We start from the raw sequence: 17,601 nt of genomic DNA, 5'->3' as shown, positions 1-17,601 counted from the left end.
TAACGGTAAAATTTAATGATGCTCAGGAAAGTGGATCAGGCCACCTGAAGTGCATCGATCACTTTCTGTAACCTTTGGGTGATCTCTGTAATTTCCCCTATACCGTCCACGCTTTGAAATTTACCCTGTTTCTCGTAATAGGCCTTAAGCGGTGCGGTTTTTTGATTGTATTCTTCGAAACGGTTACGGATCTTTTCCTCGTCCTGATCGTCCGGCCTGCCACTTTCCTTGCCGCGATCGAGCAATCTTTGGATCAGCACTTCCTCGTCTGCTTCCAGTGCGATGGTCGCATCTATCTGCATATTCTTGGACTCCAGGAAGTTATCCAGGGCTTCAGCCTGCGCTGTGGTCCTGGGGAAGCCATCAAATATAAAGCCACTGGCCTCCGGATTGTTATCAACCTCGTCCTGCAACATTTTAATGGTCACCTCGTCCGGCACAAGGTCTCCCTTGTCCATATAAGACTGGGCCAGCTTTCCGAGTTCCGTTCCGTTCTTAATATTGTACCTAAAAACGTCCCCGGTGGATATGTGTTTTAGATTATATGTCTCCTTCAGAAAATTGGCCTGAGTACCCTTGCCGGCACCTGGCTTTCCGAATAGCACAAGATTTATCATTTGGTTCTGATTTAGTTGGTATACTTGTCTTAAATTCCTTCCCAGTTCACGATAATCCAGACCATAACCCACAATAAATTTATCGGGGATCTCCATACCGAAATAATCAATGCTGTACTCGCCATTATAGAGCTCAGATTTGAAAAACAGGCTGGCAATTTTGAAGTCCTTTACATTGGTATTGGAAAAAAGATGTACCAGGGCCCTTAGTGTTCGCCCGGTATCTATGATATCCTCCAGAATAATAACGCTCCTGCCCTCAATGCTCTTAGGAACGTCAAGCAAGGTTTCCACGATTCCGGTAGAGGTCAGACCGCGATAAGAGCTCAGTTTTACAAAAGATACTTCACAGGGGTGAGGATAGTACTTCAGAAAGTCTGAAGCAAACATGAAGGCACCATTCAAAACCCCAACAAAAATTGGCACCTGATCCTTATAATCTTTGGCTACCTCCTCTGCAATCTTCTTAACCGCTTCAAGGATCTGCTCCTCGCTAAGGAAGGGAACAAACTGTTTGTCGTGCAGCTTAATCAATAGTTAATTTTTTCTGGAACTGCGAAGATAACACTTTGATTTCTCTTTTTTATGCCTGTCTTATCGGATTCTGATATTTCGGTGTATTTTTGTGCTCTGTCTGGCTTCATGAAGGCCGTAATGCGATCAAATGACTTACTTTTCTTCTGAATTTAAACTGGGGATCCTTGGCGGGGGCCAACTGGGAAAAATGATGCTTTACGTAACCCGCAAATGGGACATTTATACCCGTGTAATGGATCCTTCGGAAGATGCTCCCTGCCGGATGTCATGCAATGATTTCAGGGTTGGGGATCTGATGGATGCAGAAACAGTTTACGATTTCGGTAAAGATCTGGACTTACTAACCATTGAGATCGAGAATGTTTCAGTAGATGCCCTTGAAAAACTGGAGCAGGAGGGCGTTAAAGTATACCCCCCTTCCAGTACACTGCGGACCATTCAAAATAAAGCTACTCAGAAACTCTTTTATACGGACCATGACATCCCTACAGCTCCCTTTTCGCGTTTTGCCTATACAAGCCAGATTGAGGACAGTCTCAGCAACGGAGGATTACAGTTTCCCTTTGTGTGGAAAAGTGCTCAATTCGGCTACGATGGTCAGGGCGTAAAAGTGGTACGCTCGCTGGAAGATCTTAAAGGTTTGCCTAATGTGGAGTGTATAGCGGAGGAGTTGATACCCTTTAAAAATGAGCTGGCAGTGATCGTGGCGCGTAATTCAACCGGCCAGGTAGTTAACTATCCGGTTGTAGAAATGGAGTTCCACCCGGAAGCCAACCAGGTAGAATACGTGATCTGCCCGGCAAGGATTGATCCGGAGGTAGCCAAAAAGGCTGTGGAAGTAGCACTAAAAGTCTCAAAAGGCCTGGGACATGTAGGACTGCTGGCGGTAGAATTATTTCAGACCCAGGAAGACGACATTCTGGTAAACGAAGTGGCCCCCAGACCACATAATAGCGGGCACTATAGCATTGAAGCCAGTTATACAGACCAGTTTGAACAGCATATTCGGGCTATTCTGGGCCTACCCCTGGGGAATCCGGAGAGCAAACTTTCCGGAATTATGGTAAATTTGGTGGGCGCCGAAGGATTTCGTGGCGATGTGCACTACGAAAATATGGAGGAGATCCTTGAAATAGACGGAGTAACGCCCCATGTTTATGGCAAAAAGCAAACGAGACCGTTCCGAAAAATGGGGCATGTTACCATTGTAGATACCAATATGGAAAGAGCCCGAAGTACGGCGGAGAAAGTTAAGAAGACGGTCAGAGTAATCAGCAAATAATCAAATTATGGGTAAAGTAGCTGTGGTTATGGGAAGCACCAGTGACCTTCCGGTCATGCAGGAGGCTGTTGATATTCTCAGGAGTTTTAATATTGAGGTGGATGTTGATATAGTTTCTGCCCACAGAACACCGGACAAGCTGTTTAGTTTTGGCAAGACAGCTCACGATGAAGGATATGAGGTGATCATTGCCGGAGCTGGAGGCGCGGCACACCTGCCTGGGATGCTCGCTTCCTTATCACCACTTCCCGTGATCGGTGTACCCGTAAAAAGCAGTAATTCTATCGATGGCTGGGATTCCATACTTTCCATACTTCAGATGCCCGGAGGCGTTCCTGTGGCCACAGTAGCGCTCAATGGCGCCAAAAATGCCGGTATACTTGCTGCCCAGATCATCGGAAGTAACGATCTCACGGTCAGAAACCGCATTATTCAATACAAGGAAGGACTCAAAGAAAAAGTCATCAAGGGAGCCGAAGAAGTCAGTGGTAAAAAGCAGTAGAAGCCTCCGGACATAAGCAGATTTGATCTTTTCCTTAACTTCAACTTATTCAAGCATGAATCCACTTTTAAAACCTTTTGATACGGCCCCGTTCTCTGCCATCCAAACAGAACATTTCAAACCTGCCTTTGAACAGGCAATTGCCGAAGCCAGGGCAGAAATTGATGCCATAACGGCAAATCCGGAGCCCCCTTCCTTTAGTAACACCGTTGAGGCCCTGGACTTTGCAGGGCAGCACCTGGACCGGATCTCCAGTGTCTTCTTTAACCTGAACGCGGCAGAAACCAATGAGGAGATCCAAAAAATAGCCCAGGAGGTTTCTCCCATGCTTACGGAATTCAGCAATGATATTACCTTAAATGAAGGCTTGTTCCAAAGGATAAAGGCAGTTTATGAGCATCGGGAATCCGATCAGTTGAGCGCGGAACAGCAGACCCTGCTGGACAAAAAATACAAGAATTTCAGCCGGAACGGGGCAAATCTCCCTGAAGAAAAAAAGAAGGAGCTAAGGGAAATCGACGCGGAGCTGGCTAAACTAAAGCTAAAATTTGGCGAGAATGTGCTGGCAGAAACCAATAAGTTCCAAATGCAGCTGACCAATGAAGAAGACCTGGATGGTTTGCCTGATGGTGCCAGGGAGGCTGCGGCTCAACTCGCCAAAAGTAAAGATATGGAGGGATGGATCATTACCCTGGATTATCCCAGCTATATTCCCTTCATGAAATACGCGACCAATCGGGAATTGAGGAAAAAACTTAGCATAGCCTTCGGAAGTAAAGGATTTCATGGAGATGAACTGGACAATCGCAAAAATATTCTCAGGATCACCAGCCTGCGTTATCAAAGGGCCAGGTTGTTAGGATACGATACCCACGCGCATTTCATTCTGGAAGAGCGCATGGCCGAAAGCCCGGAAAAGGTATATGATTTTCTCAACGAACTATTGGAAAAGGCTAAGCCCGCGGCGCTAAGGGAGTTCGAGGAACTCGAAAAATTTGCAAAAACTGAAGACGGTCTGGAAGGTCTTCAAAAATGGGATGGCGCCTTTTATTCGGAAAAACTAAAACAACGGCTTTTCAGTCTGGACGATGAAAAGTTAAAGCCCTATTTTAAGCTTGAAAATGTAATTTCCGGAGTATTCCAGGTAGCGGAGAAGCTTTTTGGGTTGAAATTCGAAGAGGTTTTCGATATTGAAAGGTATCACGAAGAAGTTAAGACTTACAAGGTATTTGATGAAACGGGTTCTTTCATTTCCCTGTTCTACGCGGATTTTCATCCCAGGCCGGGTAAGCGAGGAGGCGCCTGGATGACCTCATATAAACCGCAATACAGAAGCAGTGGAGAAAACGTAAGGCCACACATTTCCAACGTCTGCAATTTCACAAAACCAACCAAAAGCAAACCTTCCTTACTGACCTTTAACGAGGTAACTACCTTATTCCACGAATTTGGTCACGCCTTACACGGTATGCTTGCCAATACCACCTATCCAAGTCTTTCGGGCACTTCGGTTTATTGGGATTTTGTAGAATTACCCAGTCAGGTTATGGAAAATTGGTGTTACGAGAAAGAGGCTTTGGAATTATTTGCCAGACATTTTGAAACGGATGAGGTAATTCCTATGGAATTGGTAGAAAAGATCCGGGCAACAGCAAACTTTCAGGAAGGTATGGCCACGCTCAGACAATTGAGCTTTGGACTGCTGGACATGGCCTGGCATGCGGTAGATCCTACCTCAATTGCTGATGTAAAGGCGCACGAACTGCAAGCTTTTTCAGGTACCCAACTGTATCCGGACAGCCCGGAGACCTGTATGAGCACGGCTTTCTCACATATTTTCCAAGGCGGTTATTCTTCAGGTTATTACAGCTACAAATGGGCAGAGGTATTGGACGCGGACGCTTTTGCCTACTTCAAGGAAAAAGGCATATTTAGCCGGGAAGTGGCCGATAAATTCAAGGAACAGGTTCTTTCCAGAGGTGGAACCGAACCACCAATGGTATTATACAAAAGATTCAGGGGTAGTGAACCAAAAATTGAGGCCTTGCTGGAGCGTGCCGGATTACTGGGCAAAACGGCTTAAGACTGCCCAATTGCCTGAGATTAGTTCTGTAATGGGAGGAAATAGGTCGCAAACTGCAACGCCTTGCCTTATTACATTATCGTAATTAATTCAATGGTATACACCAGAGTAGAATCCGCTGAGAGAAATTTTGGGTATGTTTCCCTTTTGCTAAGCTCAGGCGGAACGACCAGTTTACGTACTTCACCTACCCGCATACCCTGTACTCCCTGATCCACCCCGTCGATAACATGTTTTTGTCCCAAAGTAAACTTGGGAAGGTTTACTCCACGGTTTTCGGTTGAATAAAGCAGGGTTCCATCCATATATTCCAGCTTTTCCTTAATAATGACCTCATCACCGATCTGAGCTGCTTTACCTGAGCCTTCTTTCAACACCTCATAGCGAAGTCCGGAGGTAAGGGTTACCTCTTTGCTACCTGGATCCTTACAGGCAGAAAGTGCAAAAATGACGAAAATAAAGAGTGCGGTTTTACTCCATAGTAACTTCATAAAAAATGCATTTTAGAACAATTCGGCTAATTTATTTGATTTTTTATAAACGCATCGTACCCGCCAATAAGATCTACAACCTCAAAACCGAGTGAATCCAAAACCGCCGCGGCCTTGGAGCTTCTTCCACCTTTTTTGCAGTAGAGAAAGATGGTCCGGTCTTTAGGTATGCTGTCGAAATACGATTGAAATCCATCAGCTAACCAATTGACATTCCGTGCGTTCTCCAAATGCCCATTGGCAAACTCCTCCGGAGTGCGAACGTCTACAAGCAGGCCACTTTTAATATCTTTTTGTGAAAATTCTGTGATAGGTTTTGATTTTATTTGTGTGCAGTTCAGATGAATTAACACCAAAATTACCCATAGATACTGTGTTTTCATTGGAACGCTGTTTCGTGTAAAATTAAATATATTCACTAAATTCATTTACTTTTGATAGCAACAAAAAATAGCATGACGGCACATCAATTACAGCCCGATACCTGGGTGGACGTTTATGCGGACTACCTCTTCAACTATGCAGTGACCAGGGTTAGCGATTCGGAAATTGCCAAAGACCTGGTTCAGGAGACTTTTTTGGCCGGACTCAAATCCGCAAAGAACTATAAAGGCTCCGCCGCGGAGCGTACCTGGCTTATAGCCATATTGAAGCGTAAGATCATTGATTATTACAGAAAAATAAATTCCAAAAAAGGCAAGGCAGAGGTAAGGATCGGTTATAGCTCCTCAAGTGAATCCGAAGGAGATTGGCTGGAAGAACAAGTGGCAGACCCCTTTAGCCTGCAGGAAAATGACGCCGTGGAAAATGAGGAATTAGGCATGGCCATTCAATCCTGTATTGCTAAATTGCCAAAAAAACAGTCTCTGGTTTTTACCATGAAAACTGTTCAGGGAATAAGTACTGAAGATATTTGTAAAGAACTTGGAATTAATCCGTCTAATCTGTGGGTAATGGTGCATAGAGCACGGACAGCCCTGATGGGATGTCTTAATGAAAATTGGTTCAAAATATGATTTCTTGCGACGAAGCAGCAATAATTTGTAATAAAACACAGTATAAAGAGGCAACCTTTTGGGAACGCTTAAAATTGCGGTTCCACCTGTTTATGTGCAAGACCTGTTCTGCATTTACAAAGAAAAACACACAACTTACAACCCTTTGCCAAAGGGCGAATCTACAAGCGCTTTCGGAAAATGAAAAGGCGCAGATGAAAAAACGCCTGGAAGAAAGGCTTTAGGAAAACTTCCACAGCAACCAGATAATCCCTAACCAGAGTATAGGTATAGCTTCTACCCATAAAGAAGCGAAATACCTGGATTGGTCGCGCCTGGTTACTACCAACATCAGAGCCAGGATCAGGAAAAGGAATGCCTTGGCTATAAGTTCCAGGGCGTGGAGATCGTCCTTTAGGAAAGTCAAAAAGAAAAAAACTACCGATACTCCTATGCCGAATACCCTGCTTCCGGATAATCCAAGTCTTTGCGGAAGTGTCCTTAGTTCAGGTTGATCGTATTTGAGGTCTCTCACTTCAAAAGGCACCAGTAACACGAGCACCAACAAAAACCTTTGAACTCCCTCAACTGCCGTATCCCAATCTATGGGATGATCAATTGACAACACGGGTAGGAAAACAGTAGTCCCCGACCAGATCAAGGCTACCAGAATGATTTTTAAAAGTCCTAAACTCCTGAGTTTTTGTCCCTGCGGTAAAAGAGGTAGCGCATAAAGCCCGGTCAGCACAATCAGGACACCAATGCCTATCCAGGTCTTTAGATTCAAAAACCAGGCATGATAGGCCGCAAAACCAAGAGCAATAAAGCTAAAGAACTGGATGTTCTTGTGATAACGATTAGCCACCAGAATATACTTCTCTGCTTCTACCCCGTATTTGATGAAATTATAGCTCGCAATCGTCCCGGTAAGTACATAAAGAGCCAGATGCTCATCGACCCGGATCTGCAGGAAAAATGCGGTGCAATAGATAAGGCAGAAAACGGCCAGCGCCACATGAATGCTGGCATCGAGATAAAAATCCAACACGCGCCACAGTATCTTCATAAAGCAAAAGTAGCCAAACTGTTCATAAGCCCTGGATTTGGTTAAAAACTTTAGTTGCCATGTATGCATAAAAACTCCATTTTTTGAAGAATTAGCAGTAATTTTGTTAGTTAAATGATTAAATAAAATTGCTCGCATCATGAAGACAGACGTGTTTGCATTGCGCCATATAGGCATACGCGAAGAAAACCTACCGCAGATGCTTGAAACTGTGGGAGTTGAGAACCTCGAACAACTGATCTACGAAACCATTCCGGACGATATCAGGCTCCAGAGGCCACTTGGCTTAAACCAGGCTATGAGCGAATATGAGTTTTTGCAACACCTTCATAAACTGTCCGAAAAAAATAAGGTCTTCAAGAGCTATATAGGCCTTGGCTATCACGAAAGCCTTACTCCACCGGTTATACAAAGAAATATTCTCGAAAACCCGGGTTGGTATACGGCCTATACACCATACCAGGCGGAGATCTCACAGGGACGCCTTGAGGCGCTCCTAAACTTTCAGACCATGGTCTGCGACCTCACTGGAATGGAGCTGGCCAATGCCTCCCTCCTGGACGAAAGCACGGCTGCCGCGGAGGCGATGACCATGTTATTCGACCTTCGGAGCAGGGCCCAAAAGAAAGAGGAGGTTTTGAAATTCTTCGTTTCCGCCGAAATCCTTCCTCAGACGCTAGCCCTGCTACAGACAAGATCCAGACCGCTGGGAATAGAACTGGTAATCGGAGATCACGAAAAATTTGAATTCGGTACGGAATTCTTCGGGGCCCTGCTTCAGTATCCGGGAAAACACGGCAAGGTATCCAATTATGCCGGGTTCATAGCGGAAGCAGCACGGCAGGAAATAAAAGTTGCCGTCGCCGCCGACATATTGAGCCTTACTATGCTTACCCCACCAGGGGAAATGGGAGCGGATGTAGTTGTCGGGACTACCCAAAGGTTTGGGATCCCATTGGGTTATGGTGGACCACACGCGGCCTTTTTTGCAACCAGGGAGGCTTATAAAAGAAATATTCCCGGAAGGATCATCGGGCTCACTAAAGACAGTGATGGTAAACCTGCATTGCGAATGGCCCTGCAGACCAGGGAACAGCATATCAAAAGAGATAAGGCTACAAGTAACATATGTACAGCCCAGGTACTTCTCGCAGTAATGGCCGGAGCTTACGCCGTGTATCACGGACCCAAGGGATTGAAATATATAGCGAATAAGGTGCACGACCTGGCGAGGAAACTTTCCGGCACCTTGGAATCTTTAGGTTTCCAGCAATCAAACCCGGTGTTCTTTGATACCCTGCTCTTTGAGGAGGTAGATGCTGTAGCCCTGCGTAAAATAGCGGAGAAAAGAGAGATCAACCTAAATTATATCGATGAGACAAGCGTCTCTATCTCTTTGAACGAAGCCACTTCCGAAACTGATGCCAGGGAATTGGTCAGCTGTTTTGCAGAACTTGCCGGTTATAAGGAAGATCCATCATTTTCAGGAGGAACAGAAGAGGTTATACCCTATGAACTCAGTAGAACTTCTGCCTTCATGCAAAATGAAGTTTTCAACACTTATCATTCAGAGACCGAGCTGATGAGGTACCTTAAGAACCTGGAACGAAAGGATTTAGCGCTAAATCACTCCATGATCTCCCTGGGATCCTGCACCATGAAACTCAACGCGGCTTCGGAAATGCTTTCTCTGAGTTCTCCCCAATGGAGCAATATCCATCCTTTCGCCCCGGTAGAACAGGCTCAGGGCTATCAATACGTCTTAAAAGAGCTTGAAAAGGACCTCACGACAATTACCGGTTTTGCCGGCACCTCCCTTCAACCTAATTCAGGTGCCCAGGGAGAGTATGCAGGCTTGATGATGATCCGGGCCTATCACGAATCCAGAGGTGAAAGCCAAAGGAACATCTGTATCATTCCTGCATCAGCGCACGGTACCAATCCGGCTTCAGCCGTAATGGCCGGTATGAAAGTAGTGGTGACCAAGACAGATGACAAAGGAAATATAGACGTCGCGGATCTTGAAGAAAAAGTACAACTTCATTCTGCCAACCTTGCGGCACTTATGATAACCTACCCTTCAACCCACGGGGTTTTTGAGTCTTCCATACGCTATATCACCAAATTGATCCACGACAATGGCGGGCAGGTCTATATGGATGGGGCAAATATGAATGCCCAGGTGGGGCTAACTAATCCGGCAACCATTGGGGCCGATGTATGCCATCTGAATCTGCACAAAACCTTTGCAATTCCACACGGCGGGGGAGGCCCGGGAGTGGGTCCTATCTGCGTTGCAGAGCAATTATTGCCATTTTTACCTGGAAATCCCCTCATAAAGACCGGTGGAGAGCAAGCCATACCGGCCATATCAGCAGCTCCCTGGGGGAGTGCCCTGGTTTGCCTGATCTCTTACGGATACATCAAAATGCTTGGCGAATGGGGACTTACCATGTCCACCCAAATAGCTATTCTCAATGCGAATTACATTAAGGAACGTCTTAACGGTAAATACAATGTATTGTATTCCGGAGAACAGGGACGGGCGGCACATGAAATGATCATTGATTGCCGACCCTTCAAGCAAAAAGGTATCGAGATCACGGATATTGCAAAGCGCCTTATGGATTACGGCTTTCACGCCCCGACCGTTTCATTCCCGGTAGCCGGCACCCTGATGATAGAACCAACAGAAAGCGAGAGCCTGGAGGAACTGGACCGATTCTGCAATGCCATGCTTTCTATATGGGAGGAAATTGACAACATCTCTGCAGAACAGGAATCCGATAATATCCTTAAGAACGCGCCTCACACCCTGGAGATGGTGACTAACGATCAATGGCCGTTCTCCTATAGCAGGCAACAAGCCGCCTTTCCACTTCCCTATGTTTCGGAAAACAAATTCTGGCCCAGCGTCAGACGGGTGGACGATGCCTATGGGGATCGTAATTTGATCTGCACCTGCGCGCCCATAGAAGCCTATGCGGAAACCTAAGCTATAATTGGCTTAAGAGCTTAATTCATTAGGGTTTTCGAATGCGCACGAAGCGATTTTGTACGGTATTCTTTACAATTAGAACTTTTGGGCATCGTAATTAATATTATGCATGCATAATATTTTTTTAGCTTTTGGCTAACTTGCTATTACCGAACCAAAAGCAGGCTACGATGAAGACAGCAATCACAGGAACAGGATGCTACATCCCGTCCGAAAGAAAGCCCAATGAAGACTTTGAATCCGCGCACTTTGTGGATTCCGGGGGAAGGCCTTTTGACAACCCGACCAGTGATATTATCCAGAAGTTCAGCGACATTACCGGTATTCAGGAAAGGCGTTATGCCAGTAAAGAACTGAATACCTCGGATATAGGTCATCTGGCGGCCGAAAAAGCCTTGGAAGATGCGGGTATTGACCGCGAAGACCTGGACTATATCATATTTGCACATAATTTCGGCGACGTCAATTTCGGGGAACTTCAGGGGGATACGCTGCCAACTCTGGCTACAAGGGTTAAGCACCTGCTGAAAATAAAGAATGTAAAATGCGTGGCATACGACATGCTGTTCGGCTGTCCAGGCTGGGTAGAGGGAGTTATCCAGGCACATGCGTTTATCCAAAGCGGAATGGCAAAGCACTGTTTGGTAGTGGGTGCTGATACACTTTCCCGGGTAGTGGACAAGTATGACCGGGATTCCATGATCTTCGCGGACGGTGCGGGAGCCGCTGTAATTTCCGCCTCATCAGAAACAGGAGGGATCATAGCACATACTTCGGCCACTTACGCCAATGGAGAAGCTTATTTGCTTCGATTCGGAAATTCCTTCAAAACAGATACCAGCGAGGACACCCGTTTCATCAAAATGAATGGACGTAAGATCTATGAATTTGCAGTCACCCAGGTTCCCAAAGCTATGAAAGAATGTCTGGAGGACAGCGGGGTAGATATCTCTGAGGTAAAGAAGATCTTTTTGCACCAGGCAAATGAAAAAATGGACGACGCAATTGTTAAGCGCTTTTATCGATTGTTCGGGATGAATGTGCCTGAGGGGATCATGCCTATGAATATCCAAAAACATGGAAATAGTTCTGTAGCCACTATCCCCACCTTGTTCGATATGGTGAGACGAGGAGAAATTGAGGGTCAGAGTGTACGGGAAGGCGATGTAGTGATCTTTGCAAGTGTGGGTGCCGGAATGAATATCAATGCCTTTGTGTACAGATGCTGATGCAAGATCCAGGTGTAGCAGTTCACTGATCATAAATCCATCGCTGCCTTTTCTCCAACCACATATTTTGGTATAGAAGACCGTATTATAAGCTGATTGTTTAAATTAGCTGGGAAATTTCTGCAAGTCTCAGCTATACTGCTACCAAAGCATGCCGATAGCCCTGAGCATTCAAGGGCCAAAAGAGCGATAATGTCTGACAAATCAAGTACAACCATAATTATTCCTACCCACAATGAAGAGGAAAACCTCAGCTTGTGTCTAAATTCCTTCGTTTCCCAAACTCAACAACCCACTGAACTCATTATAGTAGACGACAATTCTACGGACGGCACTTTTGAGATCGCCAAGGGCTTTAGTGAAAAACACCATTGGATACATCTTGTTCAAAACCACTCTTCAGAACTTCATATTCCAGGAAAAAAGGTGGTGGATGCCTTTAATAAGGGATTGTCGCACTCTAAAAACAAATTCCGGTTTATTGGAAAATTTGACGCCGATATTGTACTTCCGGGCGATTACTTTGAAAAGATATTAAACCACTTCCATTCAGATAACCAACTTGGTTTGTGTTCAGGGCTACTGTTCATCGAAAGGAATGGTAAGTGGGTATATGAGGCGATCTCCAATAAATCTCATGTTCGCGGACCGATTAAGATGTATTCGGCAGAGTGTTTCAAGAAAATTGGCGGTCTCAGGGCTTCCATAGGGTGGGACACCCTGGATGAGCTTTTGGTGCAATACCACGGTTATTCCGTTCTTACTGATCACAGCTTAACGGTTAAACACCTGCGACCCACCGGCGGCTCCTACAGTAGCAATACAGCCAGGTTACAGGGCACAGCATTGTACAAAATGAGATATGGGTTATTGCTGTGTCTTATCGCTTCCCTCAAAATGGCATGGCAACGAAAAAAGCCTGCGGTATTTATTTATAATTTACAAGGCTATTGGCGTGCACAAAAGGATAAGATTCCCTTTATAGTCTCTGAAGAAGAAGGTAATTTTATTCGAAAATACCGGTGGACCAAGATACGGGCCAAGCTATTTTAGCACCTGTGAAACAGGCATTCCCGTAGCTCCGTTTGGAAAAGCGATTCCGAGTAAGGCAGATATGGTAGGGGCTATATCCGAGATCTCCGTTCGCTCCACGGTGCTTCCCTGTCTAATACCATTACCGAAAAACAACAGAGGTACATGGGTGTCATACGGATGTGGACTGCCATGGGTGGAACCTGCCGCACGGTATTCGATAAAGCCCGGTTTCAATACCATCAATACATCTCCCGAACCCGCATGATTATAACCCTTCTGGAGCAAATACGGTATGCCGGCCGTGAACTGAGAAGACTTCATCTGATGGGCGGTATACACTTGGGAATAGGGGCCATAGGACAACAATTCTGCCGCTAAGGTCTCCTGCACTTTCGAAAGTTCCAGATCCAGGTTTTGTACAACACGCCTGTCCAGAAACAGCTGATCATTTGAAATATTCATCAGGATATCCGTCGTGCCATAGGAATACTTCAGGAATTCTTCCAGTTTTAGCTTTACTTCTTCCTCCCGCATAAACCCGGCCGGGAATTTCCTGGCTTTCAGAAATCCGGGAGCCGGTATCGCACCGTGATCCGCGGTGAGAAAAACCGTGTAAGCTCCTGCCCCAACCTTCAAATCCAGCGTATTCAACAACCTTTCCAGGTCCCGGTCCAGACGTATATAAGTGTCCTGGACTTCTTTGGAGTTCACCCCGTATTTATGGCCGACATAATCCGTGCTGGAAAAACTGACAGCCAGAAAATCCGTTATAGGATCCGTCCCCAATTGCTCGTTCTGCAAAGCTTCAATGGCAAAATCCGTAGTCAGGCTATTCCCAAATGGGGTATATTTCAGGATCTCAAAATCCCTTTCCTTGCTCAGGAGATTGGGCGTGCTATGCGGAAATACCGGGCTGGCTTCATCTTCAAAAACGCCTTCGTACGGACTATTGTCCGGGGCACTTTCAATATACTCTGAGATGTTCTTATAGGTGTTCCATGCCTGCTTATAGGCTTTGATCTTGCCCGAGGCATTGAAATTGATCACCCATTGCGGAAGTTGGTTCATATAATAGGAACTGCTGATCCATTGGCCCGTGTCCTCCCCTTCAAACCAGTAAGCCGCATTGGCCATATGCCCTCCCGGCAATACGGCACCGCGATCCTTAATGGCTATAGCGATCACCTTGGAGCGCTGCTGATAATGCAGTCTCAATTGGTCAGTAATGGTGGTCACCTGTAAACGGTGAGGTGACATTTTTCCCGCATCCGAATTCGTTCCAATCGTATTACGACTATCGTCCGAAGCACAATAGACTTCTTTCTCCTGCTGCCTGTCATACCAATCGTTGGCAAGGATCCCATGATTGGCAGGAGTAGTCCCCGTGTATACGGAGGCATGACCGGGACCTGTTTTGGTCTGAGCGTAATCAAAATGGTTATTTTTACAGTTAAAACCCTCTGCTACCAGACGCTTGAACCCACCATTGCCATAGTGGTTCCAGAACCGGGTCAAATAGTCATAACGCATCTGATCAACCACGATCCCGACCACCAATTTTGGCCTGGCGAAGGGTGGCTTAATCTCGATGGATTGTTCCTTGTTTTTGGATTTTCTTTGCGGCAAGGCAGGGCTTACCATAAAGGCTGTGAATATCACAGCAATTATCAGAGTGATTCTCTTGTGGATCATGCCAATATTATTGAGACTAAAAATAATTAAATAAAGCTTTAAAATTTTAGATAAAGATCAAATGAAGGCTAATATTATTATTTTTACGGACTGAAGTCGATACCCTTTTCATGAATTATATCGCATCAATTGGGAGTTACGCAATAATGGTCAAAGAGGTCTTTAAAAAGCCCACCAAATGGTCCGTTATGAAGTCTTTGATCCTTAAGGAGATAGATGAACTGGTATATGGCTCTATGGGGATTATTATTTTCATCTCCATTTTTATTGGTGGGGTTGTGGCTATTCAAACAGCACTGAACCTAACAAACCCCTTAATTCCCAAAAACCTTATTGGATTTGCCACCCGTCAGTCCGTTATCCTGGAATTCGCGCCCACTTTTACCTCCATCATAATGGCCGGAAAGGTAGGTTCTTACATTACCTCCAGTATTGGTACTATGAGGGTTACTGAACAAATAGACGCCCTGGAGGTTATGGGTGTAAATTCATTGAATTATCTGGTTTTTCCTAAAATAATCGCCATGCTGCTCTATCCCTTTGTAGTTGCCATAGCCATGTACGTTGGTATTTTTGGTGGCTGGGCAGCCGGTGTTTTTGGCGGGCATACCTCCAGTGCTGATTTCATACAGGGTCTTCAACTGGATTTTATACCCTTTCACGTGAGCTACTCCTTCATTAAATCCCTGGTTTTTGCCATTGTTATCGCCACAGTGCCTTCTTACCACGGCTATTATATGAAAGGCGGGGCACTGGAAGTGGGTAAGGCCAGTACAACCTCCTTTGTCTGGACCAGTGTGGTGATCATTATATTGAACTTTATATTAACCTCTCTTTTACTGGGCTGATGATAGAAGTAGAAAACTTGCATAAATCATTTGGAGAGGCCCATGTACTCAAGGGGATCAGCACCAGTTTTGAGAAGGGCAAAACCAACCTCATCATAGGACAAAGTGGATCCGGTAAGACCGTATTCCTCAAGTGCCTGTTGGGTCTGTTCACTCCGGAGGAGGGTAAAATAGCCTATGAAGGGCAGGTCTATTCCGAACTCAGTTTAGATGAAAAGCGGGACCTTCGCCAGGAAATGGGAATGGTATTTCAGGGAAGCGCCCTGTTCGATTCTATGACCGTGGAGGGAAACGTCATGTTCCCGCTTGAAATGTTCACCAAACAGTCCAGGTCCGAAATGCAGGATCGTGTAGACTTTGTTTTAAAAAGGGTAAACCTGATCGACGCGCACCACAAATACCCATCGGAGATTTCCGGAGGTATGCAAAAGCGTGTCGCCATTGCGCGGGCCATAGTAATGAACCCCAAATACCTCTTCTGTGATGAACCCAACTCAGGACTGGATCCCAAGACAGCCATTCTTATAGACAATCTCATCCAGGAGATCACCAAGGAATACAACATCACCACGGTAATCAACAGTCACGATATGAACTCCGTGATGGAGATAGGAGAAAAGATCATTTTCTTAAAAGACGGCTTCAAAGAGTGGGAAGGCAGTAATAAAGAGATCTTTAAAACGGACAATGCTGCTGTTACCAATTTCGTCTATTCCTCAGAGCTCTTTAAAAAAGTACGCCAGATGTACCTGGAAGAACGTAACTAGTTTGTTACTTGTTTTAATTGGATCTTATTGTTTTTGGTTCTAAGCCTCAACCATTCCTGTAGTTTTTTCATATCGTTTGAGACCTTATTCCGGTCAGAATCCTGCTTCCATTTTACCTCAAAAACAGGGAGCGTATCCCATTTTTTAAAGTCCGTAATAATAGTCTGGGCGTAGGAAAGGCTCGCGAGGTTTTCGTAATTGGTCAGGGCCTCGGCGCTGATATCCTTCAGAGGTATTTGATTGGCTGCTATCTTGCTAAGGCTGGCCAACTCATCCTCCAGAAGACGGATCCGTTCATCTTTATTTAGCAATTCTGCCTTTTTGCTTTCGTACAATTCATTGACATATTTCAATTGGTCTGCGGCCTCGTTGTTTGAACCCTGGATCACTTTCAGTTCGGCGTTTTCCAGCTTGTCATAGCTATTCTTCTGCCCCGTCCAGGTAGCAATAACGTTTTCCGGAATGGTCTCATTACCCATAAATACCAATTCAATCAGGGGGTTATCCCCATCGTTGTATTCAAGGTCTGTAAAATCTTCAAGGAACCGGCCTTCACCTGAGAATTGATATGGAACTACATTTTCTTCAATAAATTCATTGGCCTGTTTCTTGAACCGGAATTCTTCAAAAACATCGTAAAAAATAAGCCCTGAAGGTATCATTACGGCCAGGGCGGTTACTGACACCAATCTGGCGATCAATCTTCTTCTCCTCGAATTAGCGTAGCGCACCATCGGAAAGCGCAGCAATTTTAGCACCAGAAAAGTAGCGAGGCCTATAAAAATAGTATTGATGCCAAAAAGCAGCAATGCACCTCCGGCATACTCAAAATTGCCAATTGCCAATCCAAATCCCACAGTACATAAAGGGGGCATCAGGGCGGTTGCAATCGCAACACCGAAAATAACTGTTGCAATAGTTCCTTTTTTTGCCCTGGCAATAACCAGGGCCAGGCCGCCAAAAAATGCGATAAGTACGTCGCGGATATCCGGTTTTGTTCGTGCCAGCAGTTCCGAAGACTCATCCTGAATTGGAAAAAAGTAAAAGAACAAAAAGGCCGTAAGCACGCTTAAGACAACCATAACAGCGAGGTTCTTGAGGGAGCGGCGCAATGTGTCGATATCGTTTGTAGCCAAAGACATGCCCATCCCCAGAATAGGCCCCATCAATGGTGAAATTAACATGGCTCCGATAACTACAGCAGTGGAATTGGCATTCAGACCAACAGAAGCGATAAAAATGGAACAAACCAGGATCCAGGAGGTATGTCCCTTAAAGGGAATGTCTGCTATAATGGCCTCTTTGGTGGCTTCCTGGTCCGTGTTTTTACGGATGTCGAGCAGTTCGGAAAGAAACTTTCTGGCGCTTCCCAACAGCCCCTGAAAATTCTTTTCAACCTCTTCAATACTTAGTTTTTCTTCTTCCTCGGGGCTGTAGTTTTCGTTAGTTTCATTCATAA

Annotated in this window: 15 protein-coding genes; 9 read left to right on the top strand and 6 right to left on the bottom strand. The window is 45.4% G+C overall.

All coding sequences use genetic code 11. The annotated features are described in order from the left end of the window. Positions 1-35 precede the first annotated feature (35 nt). A complete protein-coding gene (locus GTQ38_RS19285) occupies positions 36-1,151 on the bottom strand; it encodes an adenylate kinase (RefSeq protein ID WP_161437220.1) in 1,116 nt (371 codons plus the stop codon). A gap of 130 nt (positions 1,152-1,281) precedes the next feature. Between GTQ38_RS19285 and GTQ38_RS19280 the strand changes: the two genes are divergently transcribed. Genes GTQ38_RS19280 through GTQ38_RS19270 form a run of 3 tightly spaced genes read left to right on the top strand, consistent with a single transcriptional unit; the run spans position 1,282 to position 5,021 of the window. Beyond that, positions 1,282-2,436, top strand: a complete 1,155-nt coding sequence (locus GTQ38_RS19280; protein ID WP_161437219.1) for a 5-(carboxyamino)imidazole ribonucleotide synthase — start codon at positions 1,282-1,284, stop codon at positions 2,434-2,436. 7 nt (positions 2,437-2,443) lie between these two features. Next, a complete protein-coding gene (gene purE, locus GTQ38_RS19275; RefSeq protein ID WP_161437218.1) occupies positions 2,444-2,938 on the top strand; it encodes a 5-(carboxyamino)imidazole ribonucleotide mutase in 495 nt (164 codons plus the stop codon). 55 nt (positions 2,939-2,993) lie between these two features. Continuing rightward, positions 2,994-5,021, top strand: a complete 2,028-nt coding sequence (locus tag GTQ38_RS19270; RefSeq protein WP_161437217.1) for a M3 family metallopeptidase — start codon at positions 2,994-2,996, stop codon at positions 5,019-5,021. 71 nt (positions 5,022-5,092) lie between these two features. On the opposite strand, the gene GTQ38_RS19265 is transcribed toward GTQ38_RS19270, so the two are convergent. Further along, positions 5,093-5,512: an FKBP-type peptidyl-prolyl cis-trans isomerase gene (locus tag GTQ38_RS19265; RefSeq protein ID WP_161437216.1), complete on the bottom strand. Its 420-nt coding sequence runs from the start codon at positions 5,510-5,512 to the stop codon at positions 5,093-5,095. A 26-nt stretch (positions 5,513-5,538) separates the two neighbouring features. Then, entirely contained in the window at positions 5,539-5,895 is a 357-nt protein-coding gene (locus GTQ38_RS19260) for a rhodanese-like domain-containing protein (RefSeq protein WP_161437215.1), read from the bottom strand. A 72-nt stretch (positions 5,896-5,967) separates the two neighbouring features. On the opposite strand from GTQ38_RS19260, the gene GTQ38_RS19255 reads away from it, so the two are divergent. Next, positions 5,968-6,528: a sigma-70 family RNA polymerase sigma factor gene (locus GTQ38_RS19255; RefSeq protein ID WP_161437214.1), complete on the top strand. Its 561-nt coding sequence runs from the start codon at positions 5,968-5,970 to the stop codon at positions 6,526-6,528. Between the two features lie 220 nt (positions 6,529-6,748). Here GTQ38_RS19255 and GTQ38_RS19250 read toward each other — a convergent pair whose 3' ends face one another. Next, a complete protein-coding gene (locus tag GTQ38_RS19250; protein WP_238858044.1) occupies positions 6,749-7,642 on the bottom strand; it encodes a UbiA prenyltransferase family protein in 894 nt (297 codons plus the stop codon). A 70-nt stretch (positions 7,643-7,712) separates the two neighbouring features. On the opposite strand from GTQ38_RS19250, the gene gcvP reads away from it, so the two are divergent. The 3 genes from gcvP (at position 7,713) to GTQ38_RS19235 (ending at position 12,853) form a co-directional block, all read left to right on the top strand. Next, positions 7,713-10,568 (top strand): aminomethyl-transferring glycine dehydrogenase, encoded by a 2,856-nt coding sequence (gene gcvP / locus GTQ38_RS19245; RefSeq protein ID WP_161437213.1) that lies wholly within the window; start codon positions 7,713-7,715, stop codon positions 10,566-10,568. 173 nt (positions 10,569-10,741) lie between these two features. After that, positions 10,742-11,800: a 3-oxoacyl-ACP synthase III family protein gene (locus tag GTQ38_RS19240; RefSeq protein ID WP_161437212.1), complete on the top strand. Its 1,059-nt coding sequence runs from the start codon at positions 10,742-10,744 to the stop codon at positions 11,798-11,800. Between the two features lie 192 nt (positions 11,801-11,992). Further along, positions 11,993-12,853, top strand: coding sequence for a glycosyltransferase (locus GTQ38_RS19235; protein WP_161437211.1), 861 nt, complete (start codon positions 11,993-11,995; stop codon positions 12,851-12,853). On the opposite strand, the gene pafA is transcribed toward GTQ38_RS19235, so the two are convergent. Next, positions 12,845-14,527 carry an alkaline phosphatase PafA gene (pafA, locus tag GTQ38_RS19230; protein ID WP_161437210.1) on the bottom strand — a complete coding sequence of 561 codons (1,683 nt, stop codon included), beginning with the start codon at positions 14,525-14,527 and terminating at the stop codon, positions 12,845-12,847. The genes GTQ38_RS19235 and pafA overlap by 9 nt on opposite strands. Positions 14,528-14,637: 110 nt before the next feature. Between pafA and GTQ38_RS19225 the strand changes: the two genes are divergently transcribed. Both GTQ38_RS19225 and GTQ38_RS19220 read left to right on the top strand, forming a co-directional pair. Beyond that, entirely contained in the window at positions 14,638-15,375 is a 738-nt protein-coding gene (locus GTQ38_RS19225; RefSeq protein ID WP_161437209.1) for an MlaE family ABC transporter permease, read from the top strand. Beyond that, on the top strand, positions 15,375-16,142 hold the full coding sequence (locus GTQ38_RS19220) for an ABC transporter ATP-binding protein (protein ID WP_161437208.1): 768 nt from the start codon (positions 15,375-15,377) through the stop codon (positions 16,140-16,142). Before GTQ38_RS19225 ends, GTQ38_RS19220 begins: the two co-directional genes overlap by 1 nt. On the opposite strand, the gene GTQ38_RS19215 is transcribed toward GTQ38_RS19220, so the two are convergent. Beyond that, entirely contained in the window at positions 16,139-17,599 is a 1,461-nt protein-coding gene (locus GTQ38_RS19215) for a DUF389 domain-containing protein (RefSeq protein WP_161437207.1), read from the bottom strand. The two genes, GTQ38_RS19220 and GTQ38_RS19215, sit on opposite strands and share 4 nt — an antisense overlap. Positions 17,600-17,601: the final 2 nt, after the last annotated feature.

Origin of the sequence: Poritiphilus flavus, assembly GCF_009901585.1 — a bacterium.
GTDB classification, from domain to species: Bacteria; Bacteroidota; Bacteroidia; order Flavobacteriales; family Flavobacteriaceae; genus Poritiphilus; species Poritiphilus flavus.
This window is presented reverse-complemented; position numbering and strand designations above follow the sequence as displayed.

What these genes read in the sequence shown, in the direction of transcription:
- GTQ38_RS19225 (WP_161437209.1), top strand. Translation starts at nt 14,638, where the DNA reads ATGAATTATATCGCATCAATTGGGAGTTACGCAATAATGGTCAAAGAG.
- GTQ38_RS19250 (WP_238858044.1), bottom strand. Translation starts at nt 7,642, where the DNA reads ATGCATACATGGCAACTAAAGTTTTTAACCAAATCCAGGGCTTATGAA.
- GTQ38_RS19260 (WP_161437215.1), bottom strand. Translation starts at nt 5,895, where the DNA reads ATGAAAACACAGTATCTATGGGTAATTTTGGTGTTAATTCATCTGAAC.
- gcvP (WP_161437213.1), top strand. Translation starts at nt 7,713, where the DNA reads ATGAAGACAGACGTGTTTGCATTGCGCCATATAGGCATACGCGAAGAA.
- pafA (WP_161437210.1), bottom strand. Translation starts at nt 14,527, where the DNA reads ATGATCCACAAGAGAATCACTCTGATAATTGCTGTGATATTCACAGCC.
- GTQ38_RS19265 (WP_161437216.1), bottom strand. Translation starts at nt 5,512, where the DNA reads ATGAAGTTACTATGGAGTAAAACCGCACTCTTTATTTTCGTCATTTTT.
- GTQ38_RS19270 (WP_161437217.1), top strand. Translation starts at nt 2,994, where the DNA reads ATGAATCCACTTTTAAAACCTTTTGATACGGCCCCGTTCTCTGCCATC.
- GTQ38_RS19235 (WP_161437211.1), top strand. Translation starts at nt 11,993, where the DNA reads ATGTCTGACAAATCAAGTACAACCATAATTATTCCTACCCACAATGAA.
- GTQ38_RS19280 (WP_161437219.1), top strand. Translation starts at nt 1,282, where the DNA reads ATGACTTACTTTTCTTCTGAATTTAAACTGGGGATCCTTGGCGGGGGC.
- GTQ38_RS19240 (WP_161437212.1), top strand. Translation starts at nt 10,742, where the DNA reads ATGAAGACAGCAATCACAGGAACAGGATGCTACATCCCGTCCGAAAGA.
- GTQ38_RS19255 (WP_161437214.1), top strand. Translation starts at nt 5,968, where the DNA reads ATGACGGCACATCAATTACAGCCCGATACCTGGGTGGACGTTTATGCG.
- GTQ38_RS19215 (WP_161437207.1), bottom strand. Translation starts at nt 17,599, where the DNA reads ATGAATGAAACTAACGAAAACTACAGCCCCGAGGAAGAAGAAAAACTA.
- GTQ38_RS19220 (WP_161437208.1), top strand. Translation starts at nt 15,375, where the DNA reads ATGATAGAAGTAGAAAACTTGCATAAATCATTTGGAGAGGCCCATGTA.
- purE (WP_161437218.1), top strand. Translation starts at nt 2,444, where the DNA reads ATGGGTAAAGTAGCTGTGGTTATGGGAAGCACCAGTGACCTTCCGGTC.